Annotated in this window: 27 protein-coding genes and 2 tRNA genes; 10 read left to right on the top strand and 19 right to left on the bottom strand. The window is 63.8% G+C overall.

What is annotated here, in order from left to right; all coding sequences use genetic code 11:
• Positions 1 to 188: 188 nt before the first annotated feature.
• From VGG47_RS01625 to tkt, 4 genes are all read right to left on the bottom strand, one after another.
• A complete protein-coding gene (locus VGG47_RS01625; RefSeq protein ID WP_331535118.1) occupies positions 189 to 698 on the bottom strand; it encodes an NUDIX hydrolase in 510 nt (169 codons plus the stop codon).
• A 137-nt stretch (positions 699 to 835) separates the two neighbouring features.
• Positions 836 to 2,020: a phosphoglycerate kinase gene (locus tag VGG47_RS01620; RefSeq protein ID WP_331535119.1), complete on the bottom strand. Its 1,185-nt coding sequence runs from the start codon at positions 2,018 to 2,020 to the stop codon at positions 836 to 838.
• A 17-nt stretch (positions 2,021 to 2,037) separates the two neighbouring features.
• Positions 2,038 to 3,051 (bottom strand): type I glyceraldehyde-3-phosphate dehydrogenase, encoded by a 1,014-nt coding sequence (gene gap, locus VGG47_RS01615; protein WP_331535117.1) that lies wholly within the window; start codon positions 3,049 to 3,051, stop codon positions 2,038 to 2,040.
• Positions 3,052 to 3,054: 3 nt separating this feature from the next.
• Entirely contained in the window at positions 3,055 to 5,124 is a 2,070-nt protein-coding gene (tkt, locus tag VGG47_RS01610; protein ID WP_331535116.1) for a transketolase, read from the bottom strand.
• A 38-nt stretch (positions 5,125 to 5,162) separates the two neighbouring features.
• Here tkt and VGG47_RS01605 point away from each other — a divergent pair, with 38 nt between their 5' ends.
• Positions 5,163 to 6,425 (top strand): Zn-dependent hydrolase, encoded by a 1,263-nt coding sequence (locus tag VGG47_RS01605; RefSeq protein ID WP_331535115.1) that lies wholly within the window; start codon positions 5,163 to 5,165, stop codon positions 6,423 to 6,425.
• Positions 6,426 to 6,545: 120 nt separating this feature from the next.
• Here the strand turns inward: VGG47_RS01605 and VGG47_RS01600 are convergent, their stop codons facing one another.
• The 4 genes from VGG47_RS01600 to VGG47_RS01585 all read right to left on the bottom strand — a co-directional run bounded on the left by VGG47_RS01600 (position 6,546) and on the right by VGG47_RS01585 (position 9,423).
• Complete coding sequence (locus VGG47_RS01600; protein WP_331535114.1) at positions 6,546 to 6,785, bottom strand: DUF2188 domain-containing protein; 240 nt, start codon at positions 6,783 to 6,785, stop codon at positions 6,546 to 6,548.
• Between the two features lie 160 nt (positions 6,786 to 6,945).
• A complete protein-coding gene (locus tag VGG47_RS01595) occupies positions 6,946 to 7,797 on the bottom strand; it encodes a CDP-alcohol phosphatidyltransferase family protein (RefSeq protein ID WP_331535113.1) in 852 nt (283 codons plus the stop codon).
• On the bottom strand, positions 7,794 to 8,492 hold the full coding sequence (locus VGG47_RS01590) for a phosphatidylserine decarboxylase (RefSeq protein WP_331535112.1): 699 nt from the start codon (positions 8,490 to 8,492) through the stop codon (positions 7,794 to 7,796). The genes VGG47_RS01595 and VGG47_RS01590 overlap by 4 nt, the downstream gene beginning before the upstream one ends.
• 4 nt (positions 8,493 to 8,496) lie before the next feature.
• Positions 8,497 to 9,423, bottom strand: a complete 927-nt coding sequence (locus tag VGG47_RS01585) for a LysM peptidoglycan-binding domain-containing protein (RefSeq protein ID WP_331535111.1) — start codon at positions 9,421 to 9,423, stop codon at positions 8,497 to 8,499.
• A gap of 97 nt (positions 9,424 to 9,520) precedes the next feature.
• On the opposite strand from VGG47_RS01585, the gene VGG47_RS01580 reads away from it, so the two are divergent.
• Positions 9,521 to 10,081 (top strand): TIGR00730 family Rossman fold protein, encoded by a 561-nt coding sequence (locus VGG47_RS01580; protein WP_331535110.1) that lies wholly within the window; start codon positions 9,521 to 9,523, stop codon positions 10,079 to 10,081.
• Between the two features lie 112 nt (positions 10,082 to 10,193).
• Here VGG47_RS01580 and VGG47_RS01575 read toward each other — a convergent pair whose 3' ends face one another.
• The 6 genes from VGG47_RS01575 to hisG all read right to left on the bottom strand — a co-directional run bounded on the left by VGG47_RS01575 (position 10,194) and on the right by hisG (position 14,021).
• Positions 10,194 to 10,346 carry a DNA gyrase inhibitor YacG gene (locus VGG47_RS01575; protein ID WP_331535109.1) on the bottom strand — a complete coding sequence of 51 codons (153 nt, stop codon included), beginning with the start codon at positions 10,344 to 10,346 and terminating at the stop codon, positions 10,194 to 10,196.
• Complete coding sequence (locus tag VGG47_RS01570; RefSeq protein ID WP_331535108.1) at positions 10,343 to 11,194, bottom strand: ribonuclease E/G; 852 nt, start codon at positions 11,192 to 11,194, stop codon at positions 10,343 to 10,345. Before VGG47_RS01570 ends, VGG47_RS01575 begins: the two co-directional genes overlap by 4 nt.
• Positions 11,191 to 11,769, bottom strand: coding sequence for a Maf family protein (locus VGG47_RS01565; protein ID WP_331535107.1), 579 nt, complete (start codon positions 11,767 to 11,769; stop codon positions 11,191 to 11,193). The genes VGG47_RS01570 and VGG47_RS01565 overlap by 4 nt, the downstream gene beginning before the upstream one ends.
• Positions 11,770 to 11,806: 37 nt before the next feature.
• Positions 11,807 to 12,010 carry a translation initiation factor IF-1 gene (gene infA, locus VGG47_RS01560; RefSeq protein ID WP_408840003.1) on the bottom strand — a complete coding sequence of 68 codons (204 nt, stop codon included), beginning with the start codon at positions 12,008 to 12,010 and terminating at the stop codon, positions 11,807 to 11,809.
• A 74-nt stretch (positions 12,011 to 12,084) separates the two neighbouring features.
• Positions 12,085 to 13,377, bottom strand: a complete 1,293-nt coding sequence (hisD, locus tag VGG47_RS01555) for a histidinol dehydrogenase (RefSeq protein ID WP_331535106.1) — start codon at positions 13,375 to 13,377, stop codon at positions 12,085 to 12,087.
• Complete coding sequence (gene hisG, locus VGG47_RS01550; RefSeq protein ID WP_331535105.1) at positions 13,374 to 14,021, bottom strand: ATP phosphoribosyltransferase; 648 nt, start codon at positions 14,019 to 14,021, stop codon at positions 13,374 to 13,376. Before hisG ends, hisD begins: the two co-directional genes overlap by 4 nt.
• A 232-nt stretch (positions 14,022 to 14,253) precedes the next feature.
• Between hisG and VGG47_RS01545 the strand changes: the two genes are divergently transcribed.
• Entirely contained in the window at positions 14,254 to 14,571 is a 318-nt protein-coding gene (locus VGG47_RS01545; RefSeq protein ID WP_331535104.1) for a hypothetical protein, read from the top strand.
• Positions 14,572 to 14,712: 141 nt separating this feature from the next.
• On the opposite strand, the gene murA is transcribed toward VGG47_RS01545, so the two are convergent.
• The 3 genes from murA to VGG47_RS01530 are packed head-to-tail and all read right to left on the bottom strand — an operon-like array spanning position 14,713 to position 16,687.
• Positions 14,713 to 15,963 carry a UDP-N-acetylglucosamine 1-carboxyvinyltransferase gene (murA, locus tag VGG47_RS01540; protein WP_331535103.1) on the bottom strand — a complete coding sequence of 417 codons (1,251 nt, stop codon included), beginning with the start codon at positions 15,961 to 15,963 and terminating at the stop codon, positions 14,713 to 14,715.
• Positions 15,964 to 15,965: 2 nt separating this feature from the next.
• A complete protein-coding gene (dcd, locus tag VGG47_RS01535) occupies positions 15,966 to 16,520 on the bottom strand; it encodes a dCTP deaminase (RefSeq protein WP_331535102.1) in 555 nt (184 codons plus the stop codon).
• A complete protein-coding gene (locus VGG47_RS01530; RefSeq protein WP_331535101.1) occupies positions 16,511 to 16,687 on the bottom strand; it encodes a hypothetical protein in 177 nt (58 codons plus the stop codon). The genes dcd and VGG47_RS01530 overlap by 10 nt, the downstream gene beginning before the upstream one ends.
• Before the next feature lie 120 nt (positions 16,688 to 16,807).
• Between VGG47_RS01530 and VGG47_RS01525 the strand changes: the two genes are divergently transcribed.
• The 3 genes from VGG47_RS01525 to VGG47_RS01515 all read left to right on the top strand — a co-directional run bounded on the left by VGG47_RS01525 (position 16,808) and on the right by VGG47_RS01515 (position 17,460).
• Positions 16,808 to 16,882, top strand: a tRNA-Thr gene (locus tag VGG47_RS01525).
• Positions 16,883 to 16,928: 46 nt separating this feature from the next.
• Positions 16,929 to 17,004, top strand: a tRNA-Phe gene (locus tag VGG47_RS01520).
• Between the two features lie 186 nt (positions 17,005 to 17,190).
• Positions 17,191 to 17,460 carry an HU family DNA-binding protein gene (locus tag VGG47_RS01515; protein WP_331535100.1) on the top strand — a complete coding sequence of 90 codons (270 nt, stop codon included), beginning with the start codon at positions 17,191 to 17,193 and terminating at the stop codon, positions 17,458 to 17,460.
• A 320-nt stretch (positions 17,461 to 17,780) separates the two neighbouring features.
• Here the strand turns inward: VGG47_RS01515 and parE are convergent, their stop codons facing one another.
• Together parE and VGG47_RS01505 are read right to left on the bottom strand one after the other, a co-directional pair.
• On the bottom strand, positions 17,781 to 19,754 hold the full coding sequence (gene parE / locus VGG47_RS01510) for a DNA topoisomerase IV subunit B (RefSeq protein WP_331535099.1): 1,974 nt from the start codon (positions 19,752 to 19,754) through the stop codon (positions 17,781 to 17,783).
• 131 nt (positions 19,755 to 19,885) lie between these two features.
• Entirely contained in the window at positions 19,886 to 21,061 is a 1,176-nt protein-coding gene (locus VGG47_RS01505) for a patatin-like phospholipase family protein (protein WP_331535098.1), read from the bottom strand.
• 307 nt (positions 21,062 to 21,368) lie between these two features.
• Between VGG47_RS01505 and VGG47_RS01500 the strand changes: the two genes are divergently transcribed.
• From VGG47_RS01500 to VGG47_RS01485, 4 genes are all read left to right on the top strand, one after another.
• A complete protein-coding gene (locus VGG47_RS01500; RefSeq protein WP_331535097.1) occupies positions 21,369 to 22,112 on the top strand; it encodes an acetoacetate decarboxylase in 744 nt (247 codons plus the stop codon).
• A gap of 13 nt (positions 22,113 to 22,125) precedes the next feature.
• Positions 22,126 to 22,911 carry a 3-hydroxybutyrate dehydrogenase gene (locus tag VGG47_RS01495; RefSeq protein ID WP_331535096.1) on the top strand — a complete coding sequence of 262 codons (786 nt, stop codon included), beginning with the start codon at positions 22,126 to 22,128 and terminating at the stop codon, positions 22,909 to 22,911.
• Positions 22,912 to 23,157: 246 nt separating this feature from the next.
• Positions 23,158 to 23,709, top strand: coding sequence for a D-sedoheptulose-7-phosphate isomerase (locus VGG47_RS01490; protein ID WP_331535095.1), 552 nt, complete (start codon positions 23,158 to 23,160; stop codon positions 23,707 to 23,709).
• On the top strand, positions 23,709 to 24,674 hold the full coding sequence (locus VGG47_RS01485) for an NAD-dependent epimerase/dehydratase family protein (RefSeq protein ID WP_331535094.1): 966 nt from the start codon (positions 23,709 to 23,711) through the stop codon (positions 24,672 to 24,674). Before VGG47_RS01490 ends, VGG47_RS01485 begins: the two co-directional genes overlap by 1 nt.
• Positions 24,675 to 25,176: the final 502 nt, after the last annotated feature.

Genomic DNA, 25,176 nt, shown 5'->3' with positions numbered 1-25,176 from the left:
ACAGTGCGGCTCCATTTTCGCCCATTGAGCGTCCGTCAGTGCAAAGCGGTCCATGAAAAGCGTGAATCACAAACGCCGTGACCAGGGGAATCCCTAAATCTCAACAAGCCCTGAACAAAAAGTAGCAAAAAAACTTTATTATGCTGGGTCATGGGCGGTGTCGGTGACAACGCCCATGGCCCAGCGTTTCACACGCTGACCGAGAAGCGCTCGATGTCGGGCATGCCGTCTTCCCCCGCGCGCCAGGTCTGCAGCGTCCAGATGACAGAGGGGAAGGCGATTTCTTCCCAGGGAATTTCCTCCCAGGTGAAGAGTTTGGTTTCCAGCGTTTCTTCCCCGGCGGCGAAGGCGGGCGGGCCGTCGAAGCGGGCGCGGAAAAACATCTGCACCTGGGAGATGCGGCGAACGGTGTAGATGCCGATCAGCCCGTCCAGGGTGATGCGCGCCGCGGCCTCCTCGAGCGCTTCGCGCCGCGCTCCGTCCTCGGGCTGTTCATGCGCTTCGAGAAAACCGGCAGGCAAGGTCCAGAAGCCGGCGCGCGGCTCGATGGCGCGGCGGCAGAGCAGCACCTTGCCTTCATGCGCCACCACCGCCCCGCTGACGATTTTGGGGTTGTCATAGGCGATATAGCCGCAATGCGCGCAGACTTCGCGCTCACGCGTGTCGCCCTCGGGGATCTGCTTCACGAAGTCCGGCATGGCTCTCTCCGAAAGAAAGCGGCGCAAAAACTTTTTTTATGCTGGGCCATGGGCGTTGTCACCGACAACGCCCATGGCCCAAATTAATAAAGTTTTTTTGCTACTTTTTGTTCACAAAAAGTAGCCTTTTCTTTGCTTTACCCTAGGTTTGACAAGCCGGCGCTCAACACTTCCACCCCCGGCAGGATCTTGCCTTCCATCCATTCCAGGAAGGCGCCGCCGGCGCTGGAGAGGTAGCTCATCCGCTCGTGCACGCCGGCCAGCTTCAAGGCCGACACCGTGTCGCCGCCGCCGCCGACCGAGACGATCTTGCCCGCGTCGGTGGCCTTGGCGATGGCTTCGGCCAGTTCGTTGGTCGAGGCGTCGAAGGGCTTGGTTTCGAACGCGCCGAGCGGGCCGTTCCAGATGATGGTCTTGATTTCCGGCAGGCGCTTGATGAAGGCGGCGACCGTGGCGGGGCCGACATCGAGGGCCATGGAGTCGGCCGGGATGGCGTTCACGCCGACCACCTGGGTCGGCACGTCGGCGGCGAAGGTTTTGGCGACGACCACGTCCTGGGGCAGGACGATCTCGCAGTCTTTTTCCTTGGCGGTCTTCAGGATCGCCAGCGCCGTGGCGTGCAGGTCTTTTTCCTGCAGTGACCTACCGACGTCATGGCCCTGCGCCGCGAGGAAGGTGTTGGCCATGGCGCCGCCGATGACCAGGATGTCCACCTTGCCGACCAGGTTGCCCAGCAGGTCGAGCTTGGTGGAGACTTTTGAGCCGGCGACAATGGCGGCGACCGGGCGGGCCGGGTTGCCGAGCGCTTGTTCCAGCGCCGTGAGTTCCGCCTGCATCAGCCGTCCGGCATAGGAGGGCAGCAGCTTCGCCACGCCCTCGGTGCTGGCATGGGCCCGGTGCGAGACGGAGAAGGCGTCGTTCACGTAGACGTCGGCGAGCTGTGCCAGCGCCTTGGCGAATTCCGGGTCGTTCTCCTCCTCGCCGGGGTGGAAGCGGGTGTTTTCCAGCACCACCACGTCGCCGCCGTGCATTGCCGCGACCTTGGCTGTGGCCTCTGGGCCGACGCAATCCGCCGCAAAGCCGACCGGCTTGCCCAGCACCGTGCCCAAAGCCTCGGCGATGGGGCGCAGCGACATTTCCGGCACGATCTTGCCTTGCGGCCGGTCGAAATGGCTGAGCACGATCACCCGCGCGCCCTTTTCGGAGAGCTCACGGATCGTCGGGGCCAGGCGTTCCAGCCGTGTCAGGTCGGTCACCTTGCCGTCGCGGACCGGCACGTTGAGGTCCGCGCGGAGCAGCACGCGCTGCCCCGCGATTTTCATGTCGTCGAGCGTCTGGCTCACAGCGACCCGAACAGCGCCGCTGTGTCGGACATGCGGCTCGAGAAGCCCCATTCATTGTCGTACCAGCCCATCACCCGCGCCAGCGCACCGTCGACGACCGTGGTCTGCGGGGCGTCGAAGCTGCAGGAGTAGGCGACGTGGTTGAAGTCGGCGCTGACCAGCTTGGCGGTGGAGTAGTCGAGGATGCCCTTGAGCTCGCCCTCGGCGGCCTTTTTCATGGCGGCGTTGATCTCTTCGGCGGTGGCCTGCTTTTTGAGGTTCACGTCGAGCGAGACCAGCGACACGTTCGGCGTCGGCACACGGATGGCGGTGCCGTCCAGCTTGCCCTTGAGTTCCGGCAGCACCAGGCCGACGGCCTTGGCGGCGCCGGTGGTGGTCGGGATCATCGACAGCGCGGCGGCGCGGGCGCGGTGCAGGTCCTTGTGCAGCGTGTCCACGGTCTTCTGGTCGCCGGTATAGGAGTGGATGGTCACCATGTAGCCGCGTTCGATGCCGAAAGCCTCGTGCAGCACCTTGGCCATCGGGGCGAGGCAGTTGGTGGTGCAAGAGGCGTTCGAAATGACCGTCATGTCCTTGGTCAGCGTCTTGTGGTTGACGCCGTAGACGATGGTGGCGTCCACCCCGTCCGCCGGGGCGGAGACCAGCACCTTGCGCGCGCCGGCGGTGAGCAGCTGGGCGGCGGATTCGCGCTTGGTGAACAGGCCGGTGCATTCCATCGCCACGTCGACACCGCTGAGCGGCACTTTCGACGGGTCGCGCTCGGCGGTGACTTTGATCGGCGCATAGGTGCGGCCGGCATGGCTGATGACCAGGGTATCGCCCCGCACCTCGACGGTGCCGGGGAAGCGGCCGTGTACGGAATCGTAGCGGAGTAAATGCGCGTTGTCTTCGACGCTGCCGAGATCATTGATCAGCACCGGCTCGACATCGGTCCGGCCGCTTTCGATCATGGCGCGTAGCACCAGCCGACCGATGCGTCCGAAGCCGTTAATCGCGATTTTTACTGCCACTCTTCAGTTTCCTTTCTTTTTGACGGCGGCCACGATGGCCGCTTCCGTAATCCCGAAATGCTTATATAGGGTTTCCGCCGGCGCGCTGGCGCCAAACCCCGTCATGCCGATGAAGGTGCCGTCCGTCCCCAGCCAGCGCTCCCATCCGAAGCCGGCGGCGGCCTCGATGCCGATGCGCGGCGCGTCGCCCAGTACGGCGTGTTGATAGCTCGCATCCTGTTGCGTGAAAAGTTCAAAACTCGGAACCGATACGACCGCGACCTGGATGCCCTCCTGCGCCAGTTTTTCACGCGCGGCCATGGCCAGCGAAACCTCAGTGCCGGTGGCGATCAGGGTGGCGGCGCGCTTGCCTTCGGCTTCGGCCATGACATAGCCGCCGCGCGCGCTCTTGCAGCCGTTGGCCTGCAGGCGCAGCGCCGGGACCGCCTGGCGGGAGAGCACCAGCAGCGTGGGGCCAGAGGTGTTGCGGATGGCAAGCTCCCAGCACTCCGCGGTTTCCATGGCGTCGGCCGGGCGCAGTACCAGCACGTTCGGCATGGCACGGAAGCTGGCCAGATGCTCGATCGGCTGATGCGTCGGGCCGTCCTCGCCGAGGCCGATGGAGTCGTGGGTCAGCACATGGATGGCGCGGATCCGCATCAGCGCCGCGAGACGGATGGCCGGACGCATGTAGTCGGAGAACACGAAGAACGTGCCGCCATAGGGGATGAGGCCGCCATGCAGGGCGATGCCGTTCATCGCAGCACCCATGCCGTGCTCGCGCACGCCGTAATAAATGTAGCGGGCGGCAAAATTCTCGGCCGTGGCGCCGGCCATGCCCTTCACCAGCGTGAGGTTGGAGCCGGTGAGGTCGGCGGAGCCGCCGACCAGTTCGGGGAGGGCGGGGACCAGCACTTCCAGCGCCTTCTGGCTAGCCTGGCGGGTGGCGAGCTTGGGTTTCTGCTCCGCCAGCGCCGCCTTGTAGGTGGCCATGGCGTCGACCCAGGCTTCGGGCAGCTGGCCTTCCATCACGCGCTCGAATTCCGCGCGTTGCGGGTGCTTGGCCAGGCGCTTCAGCCAGGCGCGGCGGGGCGCGGCACCACGGCTGCCGGCGGCGCGCCAGGGCGTATAGACCTCGTCAGGCACGGTGAAGGGCAGCTGCTCCCAGCCCAAAGCGCGTTTCGCCGCTTCGGCCTCGGCGCCGCCCAGGGGCGCGCCGTGGGTGCCCGCGGTGCCGGCCTTGCTCGGCGCGCCGAAGCCGATGATGGTCTTGCAGGCGATCATGACCGGCTTGCTCGACTTCATGGCGAAGTTCAGGGCCGCCTGGAGCTGGTCGAAATCGTGCCCGTCGATGCGCTTGGTCGCCCAGCCATAGCCGGCGAAACGCTTCAGCGGATCCTCGGAGGTGGAGAGGTTGGTGCCGCCGTCGATGGAGATGCTGTTATCGTCGAACAGCACCACCAGCTTGTTGAGCTTGAGATGCCCGGCGAGCGCGCCGGCCTCGTGGCTGACGCCCTCCATCAGGCAGCCATCGCCGGCGATCACCCAGGTGCGGTGGTCGACCAGGCTCTTGCCGAATTTCGCCGCCAGCAGGCGCTCCGCGAGCGCCATGCCCACCGCCGTGGCCAGGCCCTGGCCGAGCGGGCCGGTGGTCATTTCGATGGCCGGGTGCTCGCGGTATTCCGGATGCCCGGCGGCCACGGAATGCAGCTGGCGGAAGGATTTGAGGTCGCTGATATCCATGCGCTCATGCCCGGTGAGGTGCAGCAGCGCGTAGAGCAGCATGGAGCCGTGGCCGGCCGAGAGCACGAAGCGGTCGCGGTCCGCCCAGTTCGGATCGGCGGCGTCGAATTTCAGGTATTTGCGCCAGAGCGTGGCGGCGGCGTCGGCCATGCCCATCGGCATGCCCGGATGGCCGGATTTGGAGGCTTCGACCGCATCGATGGCCAGCGCGCGGATCGCGTTGGCCATGGTCCGGTCTTCGGTGAGGGGCCGCGCCAGGATCTCCGCCTGTCGTGCCAGAGCCGCTTCGTTGCCTGAAATTTCTGCCAAACTCGCCATGTTCGCCTGTTCCGTCGTAACTGCCGCGTGCATAAAGCCAGCGCACCTTAGCGGCAACCCAGGAGTTTTCTATGACAGCACGTACCAACCAGCGAATCGACGGCGCCAGGCTGTGGGATACGCTGATGGAGATCGCCAAGATCGGCGCGACGCCGAAAGGCGGGGTGAAGCGGATCACGCTCAGCGCGGAGGATCGCCAGGGCCGGCAACTGTTTCAGGGCTGGTGCGAGGCGGTGGGGCTGAAGGTCCGAGTCGACAGCATGGGCAACATGTTCGCAAGGCGCGAGGGGCGCGATGCGACGCGGCCGCCGGTGCTGCTGGGCTCGCATCTCGACAGCCAGCCGACGGGTGGAAAATTCGATGGGGCGCTCGGCGTGATCGCCGGGCTGGAGGTCATGCGCACGCTGCATGACCTCCATATTGTCACGGAGGCGCCGATCGAGCTGGTGAACTGGACCGATGAGGAAGGCTGCCGATTCGGCCGCGCGATGATGGGCAGCGCCGTGTGGGCGGGGCTGGCGGCGGAAGAGACGATCAAGGCGCTGAAGGACGAAGAGGGCATAACCGTCGCCGAGGCGTTGCAGAAAATTGGTTTTACGGGCGCGGAACTCTGCGCGGCCTTTCCCGCGGATGCGCTGTTCGAACTGCATATCGAGCAAGGCCCAATGCTGGAGGCGGAGCAGAAAAAAATCGGCATCGTCACCGGGGCGCAGGCGCAGATCTGGTTTGACGCAGAAGTGACCGGTTACGACTCCCATGCCGGCACCACGCCCGCCGTCGTGCGCAAGGACGCGCTGCTGACGGCGGCGCGCATCGTCGATCTGGTGGACGCCATCATGCGCGAGGAGGGCGATACCAGCATGACCGATCCCGGGCGTGGCACTGTGGGGCGGTTCAACGTGTACCCGAACTCGCCGAACGTGATTCCCGGCCGGGTGCGGTTCAGCGTGGAGTTCCGCAATGTTTCCGAACAACGGATCAGCGATATCGCCGAGACGTTTCCGGCGCGTGCGAAGGCGCTGGCCGAAGCCAATCATACCGAGCTGACGATGACGCCGATCTTCCGTGTGCCGGCGCAGCCTTTTGATCCGGAATGCGTATCACTGGTGGAGCAGGCGGCGGCGAAACTCGGTTATCCGGCGCGCAGAATGGTGTCCGGTGCCGGGCATGATGCGGTGCACACCGCGATGCGTATCCCCACCGCGATGATCTTCACGCCGTGCAAAAACGGGCTCTCGCATAACGAGGCGGAATCCATCGAGCCCGATGAGGCCGAGGCGGGGACACAGGTGCTGTTCGAGGCCGTGCTGGCGCGGGCTAACCGGGTTATCTAGGAGAAAGCAGCCGCTTTTTAAAAAAAGCGGCGCAAAAATTTTGGTCCGCTGGGCCATGGGGGGTGTCGGCGACAACGCCCTTGGCCCAGCGGTAAAAAAAGTTCTCCCGGGTTTCAACGCTCACTCGAGAACATCCGCCTCCGGCCGATCGCTCCCAGCGGCGAGTTCGACATGCCATCGGCCATCCTCGGTCTGGTATTCGATATACCCCGTCTCCCCCGGCACATGCTGCTCGGCGGCCACACGCTTGGCCGCCGCCATCGCTCGATCGCGGCTGGGAAATGTCTCTGAAAATACGTCGCCCAATTTATATGCCCAGCCGCCGTCGTGCCGGACAACGCGGTAATGGATTTTCGTCATGGCCGATCTCCTCGCTCTTGCCGGGGATATGGGGAGCGGCGCAGATAAAAAGAAGCGGCTCAGATCAGCGGGCCATGAGCGTTGTCACCGACACCGCCCATGGCCCAGCATAGAAGAAGTTTTTGCGCCGCTTTTTTCAAAAAGCGGCTGCTTTCTTGCTCTAAGGATCGGCCGGGGGGGTGAGGTCCACTTCGACCGGCAGGGTGGGGCCGGTGCGGCGGGCTTCGGCTTCGGCGGCCAAGCGGCGGTAGCTGCGGAGGCTGAAGGGCAGCATGATCATGTAGGCGAGGCCGAGCAGCGCGCCGGCGGCGAAGGGGTCGGCGAAAATGATCGCCGCGAAGACCACCACGCCAAGCAGCAGCGGCAGGATGGTCGATGCCGGGATCTTGAAGTTCTTGAAACTCCAGACCGGCAAGGTGGAGACGCAGAGCAGCGCCACGGCGATCAGGATGGCGCCGGTGAAGAGCGGGAAGGCGGTGGCGTCGCTGAGCCAGTAGAGATGCAGCCGGTTCGCCTCGAGGCCGAGAAACAGCGGAAACAGCGCCAGCCCGGCGCCGGCCGGGGCGGGGACGCCGGTGAAGAAATTATAGGCGAAGGCGGCTTTTGGCGCGCTGTCGAGGGCGGCGTTGAAGCGCGCCAGGCGCAGCGCCATGGCCGAGGCGTAGATCAGCGGCGGCAGGAAGCCGATCGCCCCCCAGGGTTGCAGCGACCAGACATAGATGACCAGCGCCGGAGCGATGCCGAAGCAGAGGAAATCGGCCAGGCTGTCGAATTCGGCGCCGAAGCGCGAGGTTGCCTTGAGCAGGCGCGCCAGGCGCCCGTCCAGCCCATCGATCACGCCGGACACCGCGATCGCGAGGACGGCGCTGCCGAATTTGCCGTCCATCGCCAGGCGGATGGAGGACAGGCCGATGCACAGGCCAAGCAGTGTCATCAGGTTCGGCAGCATGCGGTTGAAGCTGCTGCCGGAAAACCGGTGGCGGCGCGGCAGCCGCCGGGGCAGGCGGTTCATATGGAGATGGGCGCCGGTGCGATCACGGAGCTTAGTTCGGCGATGACCGTCTCGCCGCCGATCATGCGCTGGCCGACCGCGACCAGGGGGAGCGTGCCTTCCGGCAGGTACAGGTCAGTACGGCTGCCGAAGCGGATGATGCCGATGCGCTGGCCGGCGGTGAGGGCCTGGCCTTCATGGATGTCGCACAGAATGCGCCGCGCGATCAGGCCGGCGATCTGCACGACCACGACTTCCTGGCCGGTGGGCAGGCTCAGCAGGATGCTGTTGCGTTCGTTGTCGTCGCTCGCTTTTTCGTCCGCGGCGCTGAGGAATTTGCCGGGATGGTAGGCGATGCGGCTGACCAGGCCAGAGATCGGCGCGCGGTTGACGTGCACGTCGAGCACCGAGAGGAAGATCGCGACGCGCAGGCGCGTCTCCTGGCCGAGGCCGAGCTCGGCCGGCGGGATGGCGGGTTCGACGCTGACCACGAGGCCGTCCGCCGGGGCGACGAAGACGTTGGGGCGGGGCGGCAGGACGCGCTCAGGGTCGCGGAAGAAATACAGGCAGAACAGGGTGAAAAGCAGGCCGAGCCAGGCCAGAGGGTGCCACAATAGAAGGCCGATCACGGCCACGGCGATTCCGCCCACGATGAACGGGTAGCCAGCCTTATGGGGCGGCGCCAGCACCGATCTGATAGTCTCGAGGATGTCCATGGACTTAGCCTTGTGGTTTCGGCAGGGCAAAGCCCTGGCCGGGGAAAATAAGATTTGGGTCGCGGATTTTGTCGGAATTGGCGTTGTAAATCAATGTGTAGAGCGTGCCGCGTCCATACACGTGGCGGGCGATCAGCCAGAGATTCTCGCCGTGGGTGATGACGATATGGCCGGCGGCGAGCGCGCCCGGCAGGGTTTCCAGGGCGAAGGGCGCACTTACCGGCGGCAGCATGGCGCCGTTGGCGCCGGTGGCGGAGAGGGCCAGGGTGCCGTTGCCGTCGGGCACGCGGGCCGTGAAGCGCCAGATGCCGTTCCGGTCGGCGGTGGCGCTGCCGATCTCCTTGCCGTTGAGGGCGAGGTTGATCTTGGCGCCGGCGGGCGCGGTGCCGGAGAAGATCGCGTGGCCGTTGGCGTCGTAATCGACGGTGCCGATGCCGAGCGTACCGGGGCGCGGCCCCTGGCCGGAGACGACCGCGCTGCCATTCGGACCGGACAGCACGGCCAGAGCCTGGCCCTGGCCGGAGGGCACATTGATCGAGGCGGTCCCGGCGGCGCCGATGACCGTGCCGTTGGGAAGGGCTTCGGTGAGGGACAGCTCCTGTGGGCCTGCGGATAAAGGCTTCGTGGGGATAATCACGAAAGAGCCCTGCGCGTCGGCCCGTGCCGTGCCGATGACGGTGTCGCCGCTTTTCACGGTGACGGTGGCGCCAGGTGCGGCGCGGCCGGCGAGCACCGTGTTCCCGTTCGGGTCGACGCGGACCACGTCGAAGCTGGGCGGATTGATCACGTTGGTGGCAGCGGGCGGCGGCGGCGCTGGCGGGGTCGGTTGCAACTGTGGGCGCAGGCCGAGATAGCTCAGGCCGGCGATGGCGCCGAGCGCGACCACGCCGAGTGCGGCCATTCCCCCATATTTCCGTGTCATTTCAGCCATAAAGACGCCCCTGTCGCATTGCCTGGCGGTTGCTTGCTATGTGGCGCTGAGCCTGCCACGAACGGGCTTATACAGGAAGCGAGGCGAAGCCGACACCATGGCATCTTTTTCAGTCACTGTCTTTTGCGGCTCCTCCCCGGGCGTGGACCCGGCCTACGCGGCGGCGGCGGCCTCTTTGGGGCGCGGGATCGGGGCGGCGGGCATGGCGCTGGTGTTCGGTGGCGGCAATGTCGGGTTGATGGGGATCACGGCCGGGGCCGCTTTGGCTGCCGGCGCGCATGTGACCGGGATCATCCCGGATTTTTTGCGGCAGCGTGAGGTGGAGTTTCCCGGCCTGTCGGAATTGATCGTCACGGACTCGATGCATACCCGCAAGCGGCGGATGTTCGCCCTGGGGGATGCGTTCGTGGTGATGCCGGGCGGGCTCGGCACGTTGGACGAGACGATCGAGATTCTCACCTGGAAGCAGCTTGGGCAGCATACCAAGCCGATCATTCTGGTGGACATTCTGGGCTGGGCGCAGCCTTTCGTGGCGATGGTCGAGCAGGCGATCGACCGCGGTTTCGCCCGAGAGACGGTGTGCGACCTGTTCGAGGTGCAGCCTTCGGTCGAGGCGGCGCTGGCGCGGCTGGAGGAGCTGTGTGCAGTGGCGGGTTAAAGAAAGAGGCCGCTTATGCTGGGTCATGGGCGTTGTCGCCGCCAACGCCCATGACCCAGCATAACAAAGTTTTTTTTGCTACTTTTTGTTCACAAAAAGTAGATTCTTCACTTTACTCCTCTTCGTCTTCCTCCGCCGTGGGGCGGGCGGGGACGACATAGCCTTCGGTGAGCCAGCGGCCGAGATCGATATCGGCGCAGCGTTTTGAGCAGAACGGGCGGTGCTGCTTGTCGCTCGGTTTTTGGCAGATCGGGCAGACGCTCATCGGGTGAGAACCTCGTGCAAGGGCGGGCGGATGCGCCGGCGCGACAATTCCGCGAAACCCAGATGGGAAAAACCCAGCAATTCGGGTTGCAGCGGGTCGGTTGCAAGGGCGGCGCGCAATGGCGGGGCCAGTTTGGCGCGGGCGGCGGGTTTCATGCCCGCGAAATCGATCAGGATGCCGCCGGAGAGGTTGCGCAGCACGATCTGCCGGGCGATTTCCGGCAGGATGGCGGTGTTGAGGGCCAGCGCTGAAACGCCGCTGGCGCCTTTGGAGTCGATATCGATCAATGTCGCCGCCGGCGCGGGTGTGATGTGCATGACTGCTCCCATGGGCAGGGGACCGGAAAATTCGCAGAGGCCGGCCACTTCGTCTTCCAGTACCGGATCGAAGGCGGCGGCGTCGAAGCGCATGCGGCCTTCCAGCGCGGGGCGCAGCTCGGCGATCAGCGCGTAATCGTCGATCGCCAGCGGTTCGGCTGGATGACGGGCGCAGAGATCGAGCAGCGGGCCGGGGCCGCGGCGCAGCAGGCCGGGGCGGTCGGCAGGCGGGGCTGAAGCGACGGCGAGGCGCGGGCCTTTGTCGCCTTGCGGAGCGCGGGTGACGGTGAAGGTGGCGAAGGTGCCCTCCGAGAGGGTTTTGCCGCCGGCGCTGTCGGGAAGGAAGCCGGAGAGGGAGCCCAGCTCAACGAAACGCCCGGCCAGAGCCGGCATCACCGCCTCGATGCGGCCGGTATAGAGATCGCCGACGCCATCGGGCCGGGCGGGGTCCCAGATCCAGAACTCGCGCAAGACATCGTCGGCCAGCAACGCGATGCGGACCCGGCCGTCGCGGCGGGAAACGGCGATCACGGCGCGCGCGGCGCCTGGTAGCCGAGGCCGCGCAGCAGGCAGGAGGTTTCAAAAAGCGGCAATCCGACCACGGCGGAATAGGAGCCGGAGAGGAAATCGATGAACGCCGCCGCCTGGCCCTGGATGGCGTAGCCGCCGGCCTTGCCGTGCCATTCGCCGCTGGCGAGATAGGCGTCGATCTGCGCGGCATCGAGCCGGGCGAAGCCGACCACGGAATCGACGACCCGGGCGGCGATGCGGCCGTCAGGGGCGCGGATGGCGAGACCGGTGAAGACGCGGTGCCGGCGGCCGGAAAGCAGTTTCAGGCATTTTTCGGCCTGCGCCGCGGTTTCCGCCTTGGGAAGAATGCGCCGTCCGGCGGCCACAACCGTGTCGGCGGCGATGGTGAAACCATCGGCGGGACGAAGTTTTGCGGCCGCCATGCGCGCCGCGTAGATGCGGGGAGGCTCCTGGGCGAGGGGCGTCTCGTCGATGTCAGGAGCGAAAATAGACGCAGGCTCGATGCCGATCTGGCGTAGCAACTCGAGCCGCCGCGGACTTGCCGAGGCCAGGATCACATTCGCGGAATTCATCATATCGGCGTGCAGCACACGGCGGCAGTACGGGGGCGCGTTATTTGAAGCGGAATGTGATCCGGCCTTTGGTCAGGTCGTAGGGGGTCATTTCGACATTGACGCGGTCACCGGCGAGGACGCGGATGCGGTTTTTGCGCATTTTGCCGCTGGTATGGGCCAAAATGACGTGCTCATTGTCGAGCTTCACGCGGAACATCGCGTTAGGCAGTAGTTCAGTGACCATGCCGCTGAACTCGATCATATCTTCCTTGGACAAACAAACCTCATGAAAAGGGGGGAACAACGCCGCTCAAATGGGCCGCGGCGCGGTTTTGGTCAAGTTTTATGCAAGCGGATGGACACAGAACTTGCATGCGCGGTGAGGTTTTCTGCGTTGGCCAGGGCCACTGCGGCGGGAGCGATGGCGGCCAGCGCGCGATCCTCTAGCGCCACCCAGGTCGTCCGTTTGAGGAAATCATACACCGCGAGCCCGGAAGCGAAGCGCGCCGTGCCGGAGGTGGGCAGCACGTGGTTGGGGCCGGCGATATAGTCGCCGATGGCCTCGGGGCAGTTGCCGCCCAGGAACACGGCACCGGCATGGCGGATGTTCGCGAAGATCGCCTTCGGCGCGGCGGTCATGATTTGCAGATGTTCGGGCGCGATGCGGTTGGCGAGGGCGGTGGCCTCGTTCCAATCGCGGACCAGGATGATGGCGCCATGGCGACGCCAGCTCTCACCGGCGATCGCGGCGCGGCGCAGGGTTTTGAGTGCGTCTTCCACCGCCTGGGCCACGGCCTGGGCCACGCCCAAGCTGTCGGTGATGAGGATGGCCTGCGCCTCCTCGTCATGTTCGGCCTGGGCCAGCAGGTCGAGGGCCAGACGCGCCGGGTCGTTTTCTGCTCCGGCGATGATCAGGACCTCGGACGGTCCGGCGATGGAATCTATCCCGACCCGTCCAAAGACTTGGCGTTTGGCCTCGGCGACATAGGCATTGCCGGGGCCGACGATCTTGTCGACTTTGGGGATCAGCGCGGTACCAAAGGCCAGGGCGGCCACGGCCTGGGCGCCGCCGATGCGGTAGATTTCGGTGACGCCGGCAAGTGCTGCGGCGGCCAGGACCAGCGGGTTCAGCACGCCATCGGGGGAAGGGACGCACATGGCGATGCGCGAGACACCGGCGACCCTGGCGGGAATCGCGTTCATCAGCACCGAGGAGGGGTAGGAGGCTTTGCCGCCGGGAACGTAGATGCCGACTGCGTCCAGCGGGCTCCAGCGCAGGCCGAGCTCGGCGCCGGTGGCGTCGGTGAAGGCCAGGTCCTGCGGCATCTGGGCACGATGAAACGCCTCGATACGGCTGGCAGCGAGCGCCAGCGCGTCGCGGAGCTCAGCTGACGTTGCTGCGGTGGCGGCTTTGATCTCCTCGGGGCTGACACGCAGCTCGGCGAGGCTGTAATTCACGCGATCAAAGCGGTTGGTGAGGTCGAGGACCGCTGCGTCCCCCTCGCGTTGCACGCGGACCAAAATATCGCGGACCGAGTCGCTGAGAAGCGGGGCCGTGACGGCGCGGGAGAGTAGGCGTGTGAACTCGGCTTCAAACCCCGCGTCGGCGGTGGAGAGGCGGCGGCTCATGCGGCCAGAGCTCGGCGGAAATTCTCGATCCAGTTGGCGATTTCGTCCGGGCGGGTTTTCAGCGCGATGCGGTTGACGATCAGGCGCGAGGAGACATGGGCGATGACGTCGGTCTCCACCAGCCCGTTGGCTTTCAGCGTGCTGCCGGTCTGCACCAGGTCGACGATCAGCCGGGAAAGGCCGAGGCCGGGGGCGAGTTCCATGGAGCCGTTGAGGGCGACGATCTCGGCCTGCACGCCGCGGGCGGCGAAATGCTTGCGCGCCACGTTGGGGTATTTGCTGGCGACGCGGATACGCGACTGGGCGTTGAGGTCGGTCTGGCCGACCTCGTCACGCGGCTCGGCGACGGAGATGCGGCAGCAGCCGATGTCGAGGTCGAGCGGCGCGTAGATTTCCGGGTAATCGAACTCCATCATCACGTCGCCGCCGCAAATGCCGATCTGCGCCGCCCCGAAGGCGACGAAGGTGGCGACATCGAAGGAGCGCACACGGATCACGTCGAGGCCCGGATGGTTGGTGGGAAAGCGCAAGCGCCGGCTGGATTCGTCGGCATAGTCGGCCGCCGGTTCGATGCCGGCACGACTGAGGAGCGGACCACATTCGTCGAGAATACGGCCTTTGGGGAGCGCGAGAACGATCGACATGGCGGGGGCTTACCATCCGCGGGATAAGGCGGCTAGAGCATGATGATTTTTGGATCATCGATGATTCAGGCCGGCTATCTTAGGTGGAAGCAAGCGGCCGCTTTTAAAAAAGCGGCGCAAAAATTTTATTATGCTGGGCCATGGGCGTTTGCGCCGACAACGCCCGGCCGATCCGGTATGGCCAAGCGGGAAAGCGCGCCCACATGTTCCTGATCTAACAGGAGTTGAATGGATGCCCAGACATGTGATCCTCGCCGTCGCGGCGGTGTTTCTTGGGGCTGCCCAGGCGCATGCACAAACCGGCCAGTTCGGGATGATGCCGCCGGCGCAGAGCGGGCAGGCGGCCCAGACGCCTTATATGACGGCGCCGGTGCCGGGCACGCCGACTGTGCAAGCGCCGGTCAGCATGCCCCCGCCGATGACCGCCGAACCGAACGCCGCCCCGCTGAATTTACCGCAAATACCCGGCTATACGCCGCCTGGCTTGCCGATCCAGCAAGGTGGGATGAACGCGCCGATGGGCGGGATGGCCAGCCCGTCGGCACACTAAGAAAGCAGCCGCTTTTTGAAAAAAGCGGCGCAAAAACTTTTGGTGGTGCTGGCCATGGGCGTTGTCGCCGACAACGCCCATGGCCCAAATTAACAAAGTTTTTTTGCTACTTTTTGTTCACAAAAAGTAGGTTTTTTCTTCCTAAGCGACGCGCTCGATGCGGGCGCCGCAGGCTGCGAGCTTCTGTTCGACCGCCTCGTAGCCGCGGTCGAGATGGTAGACGCGGCTGATGGTTGTCTCGCCTTGGGCGGCGAGGCCTGCCAGCACCAGGGACACGGAGGCGCGCAGGTCGGTGGCCATGACCGGGGCGCCCGAGAGTTTCGGCACGCCGCGGATGATGGCCGAGGAGCCGTGCGCGTTGATGCGGGCACCCATGCGGTTGAGCTCGGGCACATGCATGAAGCGGTTCTCGAAAATGGTTTCGGTGACCATCGAGGCGCCTTCGGCGACCGCCATGAGCGCCATGAACTGGGCTTGCATGTCGGTGGGGAAGCCCGGGAAGGGCTCGGTCATCACGTCGACGCCATGCAGCCCGTTGGCGCGGGCGACGCGGAACCCGTTGCCCTCCGGCGTGACGACCACGCCGGCTTCCTGCAACGAGGCGAGCACGGCGCCGAGGTCTTCAGCGCGCGCGTTTTCCAGGAGCAGGTTACCGCCGGTAATGGCGGCGGCGCAGGCATAGGTGCCGGTTTCGATGCGGTCCGGGAGAATCGCATGGTTGGCCCCGTGCAGGGTTTTGACGCCCTCGATGACCAGGGTGTCGGTGCCGATGCCTTTGATTTTCGCGCCCATCGCCGTGAGGCAGCGCACGAGATCGGAAATTTCCGGCTCGCGCGCGGCGTTTTTCAGGGTGGTGACGCCATCCGCCAGGGTTGCGGCCATCAACAGGTTTTCGGTGGCGCCGACCGAGACGAAGGGAAACACGATGTTGGCGCCGTGCAGCCCGGTCGGGGCAGTGGCGTTGATGTAGCCGGCTTCCAGCTTCATCACCGCGCCCATGGACTCCAGGCCGTTCAGGTGCAGGTCAACCGGCCTTGTGCCGATCTCGCAGCCGCCGGGCAATGAGACACGGGCCTCGCGGCAGCGCGCCAGCAGCGGGCCGAGGACCAGAAAGGAGGCGCGCATCTTGCGGACGATGTCGTAGGGCGCTTCGGTGTTGGTGATGCGGCCGCCGATGGACAAGGTGCGGCCTTCCGGCTCCACGGCCAGGCCGTGCTGCGCCAGAAGGTCGGCCATGGTGGCGAGATCGGCCAGCTTCGCGACATTGGAGAGAACCAGCCGCTCATCGGTGAGCAGGCCGCAGGTCATCAGCGGCAAGGCGGCGTTCTTGGCGCCGGAGATGTGGATGGTGCCGGAGAGCGGCACACCACCGACGATACGAATCGAGTCCATGACTACATCCTCGGCAGGGCGACGCCGCGTTGGCCCATATATTTCCCGGCTTTGTCAGCATAGGAGATTTCGCATGGGGTGTCACCGCGCAGGAACAGGAACTGGCAGATGCCCTCGCCGGCGTAGATCTTGGCCGGCAGCGGTGTGGTGTTGGAAATTTCGATCGTGACCTGGCCTTCCCATTCCGGCTCCAGCGGCGTCACGTTCACGATGATGCCGCAGCGTGCATAGGTGGATTTGCCGAGGCAGATCACCAGAACGTCGCGCGGAATGCGGAAATATTCGACCGTGTGGGTGAGGGCGAAGCTGTTCGGCGGGATGATGCAGACCGGTCCGGTGCGGTCGACAAAGCTCGACGGGTTGAAAGATTTCGGATCGACAATGGCGCTGTCGACATTGGTGAAAATTTTGAAATGGTCGGCGCAGCGGGCGTCGTAGCCGTAAGATGACAGGCCGTAAGAAATCACCCCGTCGCGCTTCTGCGTTTCGACGAAAGGCTCGATCATCCCTGCTTCGGTGGCCTGCTTGCGGATCCAGTGGTCGGGCATCACAGGCATGAGTCGGGGGTCTCCTGTTGGTCGGCCGGGCGTGCGGCGGTGGCGCGGGCTTGCTGTTTACGGCGCAGCAGATTGGCGCGCAGGGCAGCGGCTTCCCGCTCGGCGCATTGCGCCTGGCGGGTGGCGGCCGCGAGCTGGGCCTTGGTAGGGATCTGCTGGTCCTTCATGGAATACCCTTGAAGCCGGGCCGGGGGCGCGACGTCAAGGTCTCTAATTTCTGTGAACGGATGCATGTTGCCTGTTGCACATGTCGCGCGGCGGAGATATAGGGCCGGAACCGCACGGGCGCTGTCATAGCTCAGGGGTAGAGCACTTCATTGGTAATGAAGAGGTCCTGGGTTCAATTCCCAGTGACAGCACCAGCGGGGTTGAAACGGAAGGCCGGTTGGTTTAGGCGTTCCGCGGCGTGCCCAGATAGCTCAGTTGGTAGAGCATGCGACTGAAAATCGCAGTGTCGCTGGTTCGATTCCGGCTCTGGGCACCATTTTATTCCCATATTCGTTTTTTTTTAGATCCACATTGCAAGCCTCTGGTGTTTTTCCGAGGTGAGGGCTAGATGTTTGCGTAGCGCACGGGCTCTCCGTTGGCGGAGCCTAGGCGTTTACGAGGCTTAAAAGAGCGACTCGGCGAAAAGCCAGGTCAGGACTTGCAACAGGAAAGAGGCTACGACATGTCGAAAGCATTCATTGCAGAGGTTATTCAGAATTCCGCAGAGATTACCGGCGTGTCCGCGAATCGCGCAGCGTCCGATCTGATCGAGGCGATCGTCAAGGAAATGAAGAAGAACGGCAAGTTCACCTTGCCGAGCTTTGGTACCTTCACCGTGCGCAAGACCAAGGCCCGCAAGGGCGTGAATCCGCGCACGGGCGAAGAGATCAAGGTGAAGGCCGGTAAGACCGTGCGCTTCAAGGCCTCGCCGTCGCTGAAGAAGATGGTCTGAGCAGCGGATTTTTGTACTGAAAAAACAGCCCGGGGCGACCCGGGCTGTTTTTTTATGCGCGTGCGGCGACAAAAATAGGTTAGGCTTACTGACCCAAATGAACTGCGACCGAGATGTTGCGCGTTACAAACGGTTCAGTATTCGGTTTGAATGAGCCGTGAAGGAAAGCGTAAGGAAGGCTACTTTTTGTGAACAAAAAGTAGCAAAAAAACTTTACTAACCTGGGCTGTGGGCGTTGTCGACGACACAGCCCATGGCCCAGCGTAACAAAAGTTTTTGCGCCGCTTTTTTCAAAAAGCGGCTGCTTTCTTTGCTTGGCGTCAGATATCCAATTCCGTGACGTTGCCGGCGTTTTCCTGGATGAACTGGAAGCGCAGTTCCGGGCGTTTGCCCATCAGGTTTTCCACCATGGTGGAGGTCTCGGCACGATCTTCCGGCGGTGCGACGATTCGCAGCAGCACCCGCTTGGCCGGATCCATCGTCGTGTCCTTGAGGATCGCGGGCGGCATTTCGCCCAGGCCTTTGAAGCGGCTGACCTCGATCTTGGCGCCGGGTTTGAAGGTTTTGACGAGTCGCTCGCGCGCGGCGTCGTCCATCGCGTAGAGGCTCTTGGCGCCTTGGACGATGCGGTAGAGGGGTGGTTGCGCCAGGTAGACATGGCCGTGGCGGATCAGTTCCGGCAACTCACGGTAGAAGAAGGTCATCAGCAGCGAGGCGATATGCGCGCCGTCGACATCCGCGTCGGTCATGATGATGACCCGCTCATAGCGGAGGTTGGCGCGGTTGAATTGCGGGCCGACGCCGCAGCCCAGGGCCTCGATCAGGTCTTTCAATTCCTGGTTCTGGCGCAGTTTTTCGACCGAGGCGGAGGCGACGTTGAGGATTTTGCCGCGCAGCGGCAGGATCGCCTGGGTGTTGCGGTTGCGGGCCTGTTTGGCCGAGCCGCCGGCCGAGTCGCCCTCGACCAGGAAGATTTCCGTGCCCTCGGCGCTTTCGGTGCTGCAATCGGCGAGCTTGCCGGGCAGGCGCAGCCGGCGCGTCGCGGATTTGCGCGGGGTGTCCTTGAGCTCCTTGCGGCGCAGACGCTCCTCGGCGCGGTCGATGACGAAGGCGAGCAGGTTGTCGGCATTGTTGGGGTCGCCGGCGAGGAAATGGTCGAAGCGGTCGCGCAGCGACGCCTCGGTGAGTTTCGCGGCTTCCGGATTGGTGAGTTTTTCCTTGGTCTGGCCCTGGAATTGCGGCTCGCGGATGAACAGGGAAAATTTGGCGGCGAGGCCACCGGCGACGTCCTCGCCGATGATGGCGGCGCCGCGCTTGTTACCGCGGCTCTCGGCCCAGGCGCGCAGGCCTTTGAACAGAGCGGCGCGGAAGCCGCTTTCATGTGTGCCGCCCTGCGGGGTGGGAACGGTGTTGCAGTAGGTGTCGAGCTTGGAATCGCCGCGCTCGATCCAGGCGCAGGCCCATTCCAGCTTGCCCTGGCTGGTGCCATCCGGCAGGTCGGGGAGTTTGGCTTCGCCGGCCCAGATTTCCTGCAGCACGCGGGGTGCGTCGCCGAGTTCGGCTTCCAGCGAATCGCGCAGGCCGCCGGGAAAATGCAGCTCGGCGGTGGCGGGGGTTTCCGAATCGGCTTTCAGCAGAATGGGATCAACCGCCCATTTGATGCGCACGCCGCGGAACAGGTAAGCCTTTGAGCGGCAGAGCCGGTAGAGCCGCGCCGGTGAAAACGCCTTGTCACCGAAAATTTCGGTGTCCGGCACGAAGCGGATGCTGGTGCCGCGCCGGTTCTGGATGGGCCCGAGATCCTGCAGCTTGCCCTGGGGCTGGCCGCGCGCGAATTCCTGGCGGTAGAGTTGCTTCTCGCGGGCGACTTCGGCGGTGAAGCTGGAGGAGAGGGCGTTGACCACCGAGGAGCCGACGCCGTGCAGGCCGCCCGAGGTGGCGTAAGACTTTCCCGAGAACTTGCCGCCGGAATGCAGCGTGGTGAGGATGACCTCAAGCGCGGATTTGTTCTTGAATTTGGGGTGCGGGTCGACCGGGATGCCGCGGCCATTGTCGCGGATGGTCAGCCGGTTGCCGGGCTCGAGCGTCATTTCGATGAAGGTGGCGTGGCCGGCCACGGCCTCGTCCATGGAGTTGTCGAGGATTTCCGCGGCGAGATGGTGCAGGGCGGTCTCGTCGGTGCCGCCGATATACATGCCAGGCCGGCGGCGGACGGGTTCCAGCCCCTCCAGAACCTCGATGTCCTTGGCCGAGTATTTCTGCTCGGCGCCGCTATTCTCGAATAGATCGCTCAAATCGTCCGACTCCGGGTTGGTCTGTAACTGAGTAGCCAGTTTTGGCTGGCAAGGCCAAGGGCCGGGAGACGGATCAGGGCCGCGGCTACGCGCGGTGGCGCAGCACGGTTACTCGTGGTTGTGCAGCACGGCTATTCGCCGTGTCGGTGAATGTCGTAGGAGGTGACGGCGGGGCCGCTGCTTTTCATGGTGAGCCAGTCCTTATGCGCCAGCGTGTTGCGCGTGTCGTAGTAGCCGGAGCGCCAGTGCTCTTTCATCGAAAGGCGGCTGAACTCGTAATCCTTGGCGTCACCCTCATAGGCTTTCTGCTGGTAGATCAATTGGACAATGTTGACTTCCGACAGGTGCTCGAGATCGGCCTTGGCGCTGCGTTGCGCGTCGGAAAGCTGCTCGTCCGGGAGCATGTTCAGGGCGTCGCGCAGGGCCTGTCTGAGGCGATGGGTCTGCAGGAAATGGTCGGTGGTGGTGCGGGTGCGGGAAGAATATTGGATGTCCTTTTGGCGGGCGAGGACTTCCGGCATGTCGCGCGGGATGTCGCCGCGGGCGGAGAAAAGATCGACCTGAAAGACCAGCATGTTGTTGCCGCGGTTATTGTCGAGCAGATGCTGCAGCGGCGTGTTGGAGACCAACCCGCCATCCCAGTAATAGTGGCTGCCGATCCGGACCATGGGCAAAGCCGGGGGCAGAGCGCCGCTGGCCATGACATGTTCGGGCGCGATTTCCACCTCGGTATTGTCGAAATAGGTGAAATTGGCAGAGGCGACGTCGACGGCGCCGACCGCGAAGCGGAGCGCACGGCTGTTGATCAGGTCGAAATCGACCAGTTTTTCCAGCGTGCTGTGCAAAGGCGAGGTGTCGTAGAGCGAGGTGGCGGCGCGCGAGCCGCGCGGGGCGAACCAGCCATGGGACGGGGTGGGACGGAAGAAGCCGGGCTGGCCGAACAGCGTGGTATTGACGGCGGAGAGCGCGTTGCGAAGGCGCCGCGGCGCGTCGCCCTCCGGCCAGGCGGTGAGCGGGTCGCGGGCGGTGATGTCCATCCAGAAGCGTTCGAGTTTTTCCACCCGGTGCTCCGGCTTGTTGCCGGCGATGATCGCGGAGTTGATGGCGCCGATGGAGACGCCAGCCACCCAGTCCGGCTCCAGCCCGGCCTCGTGCAGCGCTTGGTACACGCCGGCCTGATAGGCGCCAAGGGCGCCGCCGCCCTGAAGGACGAGGCCGATCCGCTCGACGCCTTCGGGGCGCGGGAGGGGCTCGATCGGGGCCAGGGGCTTACGCAGTGGCGTACGGGGGTCGGTTAGCATATCCATGAAGATCAATCTCCGGAAGCTGTGCTACAGCAGGTAGCGCGTTTTGTGCGCACACGGAAATGTGGCGCGAGAGGAAGCAGCCGCTTTTTGAAAAAACCGGCGCAAAAACTTTTATTTATGCTGGGCCATGGGCTGTGTCGGCGACAACGCCCATGGCCCAGCATAAATAGAGTTTTTTTTGCTTCTTTTTGTTCACAAGAAAATGCCTTCCTCTGAGCGTAGCTTAATGCAGAAATAGTGACATAAACGTCACATGAATTTGCTGTTGGTTCATCCTAAATATTGCGGCGCACAAGGGAGTTATAAAATGACCCGTGAGGAAATTCTAAACGCGGCTTCGATGCCGCTGGCGTCCCCAAGCTATCCGAAAGGCCCGTTCCGCTTCGTTCACCGGGAATATCTTCTGATTCATTATGAAACGGATCCTGAGATGTTGCGGGCGTTTTTGCCGGAACCGCTCGAGCCCGACGGCAATGACGTTTATTTCGAATGGATGAAAATGCCGGATTCTTCGGGGTTTGGAGATTACGAGGAGAGCGGGTGCGGCATTGCGGCGCTCTATAACGGGATTAAATGTAACTACAGTGTCATGATGTATCTCGACGACGAGCCGCCGACGACCGCGGGGCGCGAGATCTGGGGTTTTCCGAAGAAATACGGCGAGCCGCGTTTGAAGACGATCCATGATACGCTGACGGGCACGCTGCATTACGACGAGGAGCGTGTGGCGCTCGGCACCATGGTGTATAAGCAGAAGCCGTTGGACCATGCCAAGATGGTGGAGGGCATGAAGAAGCTCAACGTGAACCTCAAATTCATTCCCGATGTCGACGGTAAGCCGAAAGTGGCGCAGCTGGTGGGATATCATATGGAAGACATCGATCTGAAATTCGCGTTTACCGGCGAGGCGCGGTTGCATCTGGTGCCGCATGCGAATTGCCGCCTGGCGGATTTGCCGGTACGGAAAATTCATTACGGGCAGCATTTTTGCGCCGATCTGACATTGCCCTATGGTGAGGTGCTGCACGACTACCTGGCCGAAACAAAATAAAGGAAAACGCGACATGGTGTTAAAAGGGAAGGTGGCATTGGTGACGGGCTCGACCAGTGGGATCGGGCTGGGCATCGCGCGGGCCTTGGCCGCGGAAGGGGCGAGCATCATGCTGAACGGGTTTGGCGATGCGGCCGAGATCGAGCAGATCCGCAGCGGGCTGGCGAAGGAATTCTCCGTGAAGGTGGCCTATGACGGCGCGGATTTGAGCAAGCCGGACCAGGTGGCGGCGATCGTGCAGAAGACGCATGCCGAGCTGGGCAGTCTGGATGTTCTGGTGAACAATGCCGGGATCCAGTTTGTCGCCCCCGTGGAAGAGTTTCCCGAGGCGAAATGGGAGGCGATTATCGCGATCAACCTGTCGGCCGTGTTCTACGGCATGAAGGCGGCGATCCCCGGCATGAAGGCGAAGAAATGGGGGCGGATCATCAACATTGCCTCTGCGCACGGCCTGGTGGCGAGCCCGCATAAGGTGGCTTACGTCGCGGCCAAGCATGGCGTGGTCGGGGCCACCAAGGTGGCGGCGGTGGAACTGGCGAATGACGGCATTACGGTGAACGCGATCTGCCCGGGCTGGGTGCTGACGCCGCTGGTGGAAAAGCAGCTGCAGGACCGCGCCAAGGAAGCGGGCACTGACGTCGAGACCGAGAAGAAAAAGATGCTGTCGGAAACGCAGCCGATGCTGAAATTCACCAGCCCGGAGGAAATCGGTGCGCTGGCGGTGTTTTTATGCTCGGACGGCGCTGCTACGATGACCGGCGTGCCGTTGTCGATCGATGGCGGCTGGGTGGCGCATTAAGGAGAAAGGAAGGCTACTTTTTGTGAACAAAAAGTAGCAAAAAAACTTTATTAATGCTGGGCCAGGGGCGTTGTCGCAGACACAGCCCATGGCCCAGCGGAGCCAAAAGTTTTTGCGCCGCTTTTTTCAAAAAGCGGCTGCTTTCCTTCTCTCTGAGCAGCCAGCCGTGTAAAGCATAGCTATCTGAGCCAAACGCGGAGGAAAGCAATTCTGAATCATGAAACGGAGGCGGGGCGGTTTGCGGCGATGCTGCAGCGTTCCGCGGCGCTGAAACTGGCCCTGGCGGAGGATCCGGCGCCGGTGCTGGCGGTGGTGGGCGCCTGTGAGCGGGCGATCCGCGCGGGCAACAAGATCATTTTTTGCGGCAATGGCGGCTCGGCGGCGGATGCGCAGCATTTGGCGACCGAGCTGCTTATCCGGCTGCGCGGGGCGGTAGCGCGGGATAGCTGGCCGGCCTTGGCCTTGACGCTCGATGCCGCGGCGATGAGTGCGGCGGTGAACGATTTCGGGATCGACCAGATGTTCGCGCGCCCGCTGCGTGGCCTCGGCAAGGCCGGCGATGTGCTGGTCGGCATCACCACGTCGGGGCGGTCCTCCAACGTGCTGCATGCGCTGCAGGCGGCGCGGGAGATGGGGATTGTGACGGTCGGATTTCTGGGGGGCGATGGCGGGCCGGCTTTGCCGCTATGCGACTTCGTGTTGCTGGTGCCCGATGCGGAGACGGCGCGCATCCAGGAATGCCATATCACCCTTGGCCATGTGGTGCTGACGCTGCTCGAAGACAGGCTCGTCGCCTAGTGCGTGTGATGGTGACCGGGGCGGCGGGTTTTATTGGCTACCATGTGGCGGCGGCGCTGCTGGGGCGTGGCATCGAGGTGGTGGGGGTGGATGACCTCAACGCCTATTACGATGTGCGGCTGAAGCAGGCGCGGCTGGCGCGCCTGGGCCAGGGGTTTGTTTTCCACCGCCTCGATCTCGCCGACCATGCGGCCTTGGCGCGGTTGGGCGATGGGGTCGAAGTGGTCGTGCATCTCGCGGCGCAGGCGGGGGTACGCTATTCGTTGGAGCAGCCTTTCGCCTATGCCGCCTCGAACCTGACAGGGCATCTTTCGGTCCTGGAGATGGTGCGGCACGGCAAGACCGTGAAACATCTGATCTATGCCAGTTCGTCATCGGTGTATGGGACGGGATCGGCGCTGCCTTATGCGGAGGACGCGCGGGCGGACCAGCCGACCTCTCTCTACGCCGCGACCAAGCGGGCGGACGAGTTGATGAGCCGATCCTATACGCATTTGTTCGGCCTGAAGCAGACCGGGCTGCGGTTTTTTACCGTTTATGGGCCTTGGGGGCGGCCGGATATGGCGTATTTCGGCTTCGCCGAGGCGATCATGGCAGGTGAGCCGGTGACGCTCTACGATGAAGGCCGGTTGAAGCGGGATTTTACCTATATCGACGACATCGTGGCCGGGATTCTGGGGGTGTTCGACCATCCGCCCGGCGATGCGGCGCCCCACCGGTTGTTCAATATCGGGAATAACCGGGCGGAGTACGTGACCGATCTGGTGCGCCTGCTGGAAGAGCAGCTGGGGCGCCAGGCGGTGATCGTGAACCGGCCGAAGCCGGAGGCCGATCCGGTTGAGACCTGGGCGGATGTGTCCGCCCTTGGCGCCTTGTGCGGCTATGCGCCGACGACGCGGCTGGAGGCGGGGATCGCCCGGTTCGTGGAGTGGTACAAGGACTGGCGGGAGATGAGGGAGGGGTAAATTTCGGCCCTCAGAAGTGCTGCGATTCGCCCGGTTTCGGCGGTGAAGGCGCGGCAGGTCAGGTGCCCAGGGCGTCATGCGGACAACGGAGTGTTAGGTGGCGGGTGCGCGCGCTGAGCCCATAGCCGGAGTGGCTTGTCCGCCCGATGAAAAGTTTTTCAGCTTAAATTTCAATAGGTTATGAAAAAAAATGGCGTTGAGAGCGTTTCTGGCTTTCCGTCCGGGTTGACGAGTTTCGTCGAGAGGAATAGAGCCTCGCTCCACCGAACACGGTTTTGGACTTGAGTTTGATCCGGTGTTTGGCTAATCTACTGGGCTTCGCGGCGGGGTGATTTGACCCGTCGTTTTGTTCTTTGGGTTGTGCTGTTTGACAATTGAATAGGCTGGGAAGGGATACGTTGGTGGCGTTTCCGGTTTTGCGGGGTGACCTGTGGGGCTGGTTTCGGGATCTGGGCTTTGGTTTGGGTTTCGGGATGTTGATGATGGTCTGGTTGAGGTTTGG

The sequence above is a fragment of the Acidocella sp. genome, assembly GCF_036489515.1.
In the GTDB taxonomy this organism is placed as follows: domain Bacteria; phylum Pseudomonadota; class Alphaproteobacteria; order Acetobacterales; family Acetobacteraceae; genus Acidocella.
This window is presented reverse-complemented; position numbering and strand designations above follow the sequence as displayed.

Bases quoted from the DNA above. Each gene is read 5' to 3' on its own strand.
- VGG47_RS01625 (WP_331535118.1), bottom strand. From the start codon at position 698: ATGCCGGACTTCGTGAAGCAGATCCCCGAGGGCGACACGCGTGAGCGC.
- VGG47_RS01620 (WP_331535119.1), bottom strand. From the start codon at position 2,020: ATGAAAATCGCGGGGCAGCGCGTGCTGCTCCGCGCGGACCTCAACGTG.
- tkt (WP_331535116.1), bottom strand. From the start codon at position 5,124: ATGCACGCGGCAGTTACGACGGAACAGGCGAACATGGCGAGTTTGGCA.
- VGG47_RS01605 (WP_331535115.1), top strand. From the start codon at position 5,163: ATGACAGCACGTACCAACCAGCGAATCGACGGCGCCAGGCTGTGGGAT.
- VGG47_RS01600 (WP_331535114.1), bottom strand. From the start codon at position 6,785: ATGACGAAAATCCATTACCGCGTTGTCCGGCACGACGGCGGCTGGGCA.
- VGG47_RS01595 (WP_331535113.1), bottom strand. From the start codon at position 7,797: ATGAACCGCCTGCCCCGGCGGCTGCCGCGCCGCCACCGGTTTTCCGGC.
- VGG47_RS01590 (WP_331535112.1), bottom strand. From the start codon at position 8,492: ATGGACATCCTCGAGACTATCAGATCGGTGCTGGCGCCGCCCCATAAG.
- VGG47_RS01585 (WP_331535111.1), bottom strand. From the start codon at position 9,423: ATGGCTGAAATGACACGGAAATATGGGGGAATGGCCGCACTCGGCGTG.
- VGG47_RS01580 (WP_331535110.1), top strand. From the start codon at position 9,521: ATGGCATCTTTTTCAGTCACTGTCTTTTGCGGCTCCTCCCCGGGCGTG.
- VGG47_RS01575 (WP_331535109.1), bottom strand. From the start codon at position 10,346: ATGAGCGTCTGCCCGATCTGCCAAAAACCGAGCGACAAGCAGCACCGC.
- VGG47_RS01565 (WP_331535107.1), bottom strand. From the start codon at position 11,769: ATGATGAATTCCGCGAATGTGATCCTGGCCTCGGCAAGTCCGCGGCGG.
- infA (WP_408840003.1), bottom strand. From the start codon at position 12,010: ATGATCGAGTTCAGCGGCATGGTCACTGAACTACTGCCTAACGCGATG.
- hisD (WP_331535106.1), bottom strand. From the start codon at position 13,377: ATGAGCCGCCGCCTCTCCACCGCCGACGCGGGGTTTGAAGCCGAGTTC.
- hisG (WP_331535105.1), bottom strand. From the start codon at position 14,021: ATGTCGATCGTTCTCGCGCTCCCCAAAGGCCGTATTCTCGACGAATGT.
- VGG47_RS01545 (WP_331535104.1), top strand. From the start codon at position 14,254: ATGCCCAGACATGTGATCCTCGCCGTCGCGGCGGTGTTTCTTGGGGCT.
- murA (WP_331535103.1), bottom strand. From the start codon at position 15,963: ATGGACTCGATTCGTATCGTCGGTGGTGTGCCGCTCTCCGGCACCATC.
- dcd (WP_331535102.1), bottom strand. From the start codon at position 16,520: ATGCCTGTGATGCCCGACCACTGGATCCGCAAGCAGGCCACCGAAGCA.
- VGG47_RS01530 (WP_331535101.1), bottom strand. From the start codon at position 16,687: ATGAAGGACCAGCAGATCCCTACCAAGGCCCAGCTCGCGGCCGCCACC.
- VGG47_RS01515 (WP_331535100.1), top strand. From the start codon at position 17,191: ATGTCGAAAGCATTCATTGCAGAGGTTATTCAGAATTCCGCAGAGATT.
- VGG47_RS01505 (WP_331535098.1), bottom strand. From the start codon at position 21,061: ATGGATATGCTAACCGACCCCCGTACGCCACTGCGTAAGCCCCTGGCC.
- VGG47_RS01500 (WP_331535097.1), top strand. From the start codon at position 21,369: ATGACCCGTGAGGAAATTCTAAACGCGGCTTCGATGCCGCTGGCGTCC.
- VGG47_RS01495 (WP_331535096.1), top strand. From the start codon at position 22,126: ATGGTGTTAAAAGGGAAGGTGGCATTGGTGACGGGCTCGACCAGTGGG.
- VGG47_RS01490 (WP_331535095.1), top strand. From the start codon at position 23,158: ATGCTGCAGCGTTCCGCGGCGCTGAAACTGGCCCTGGCGGAGGATCCG.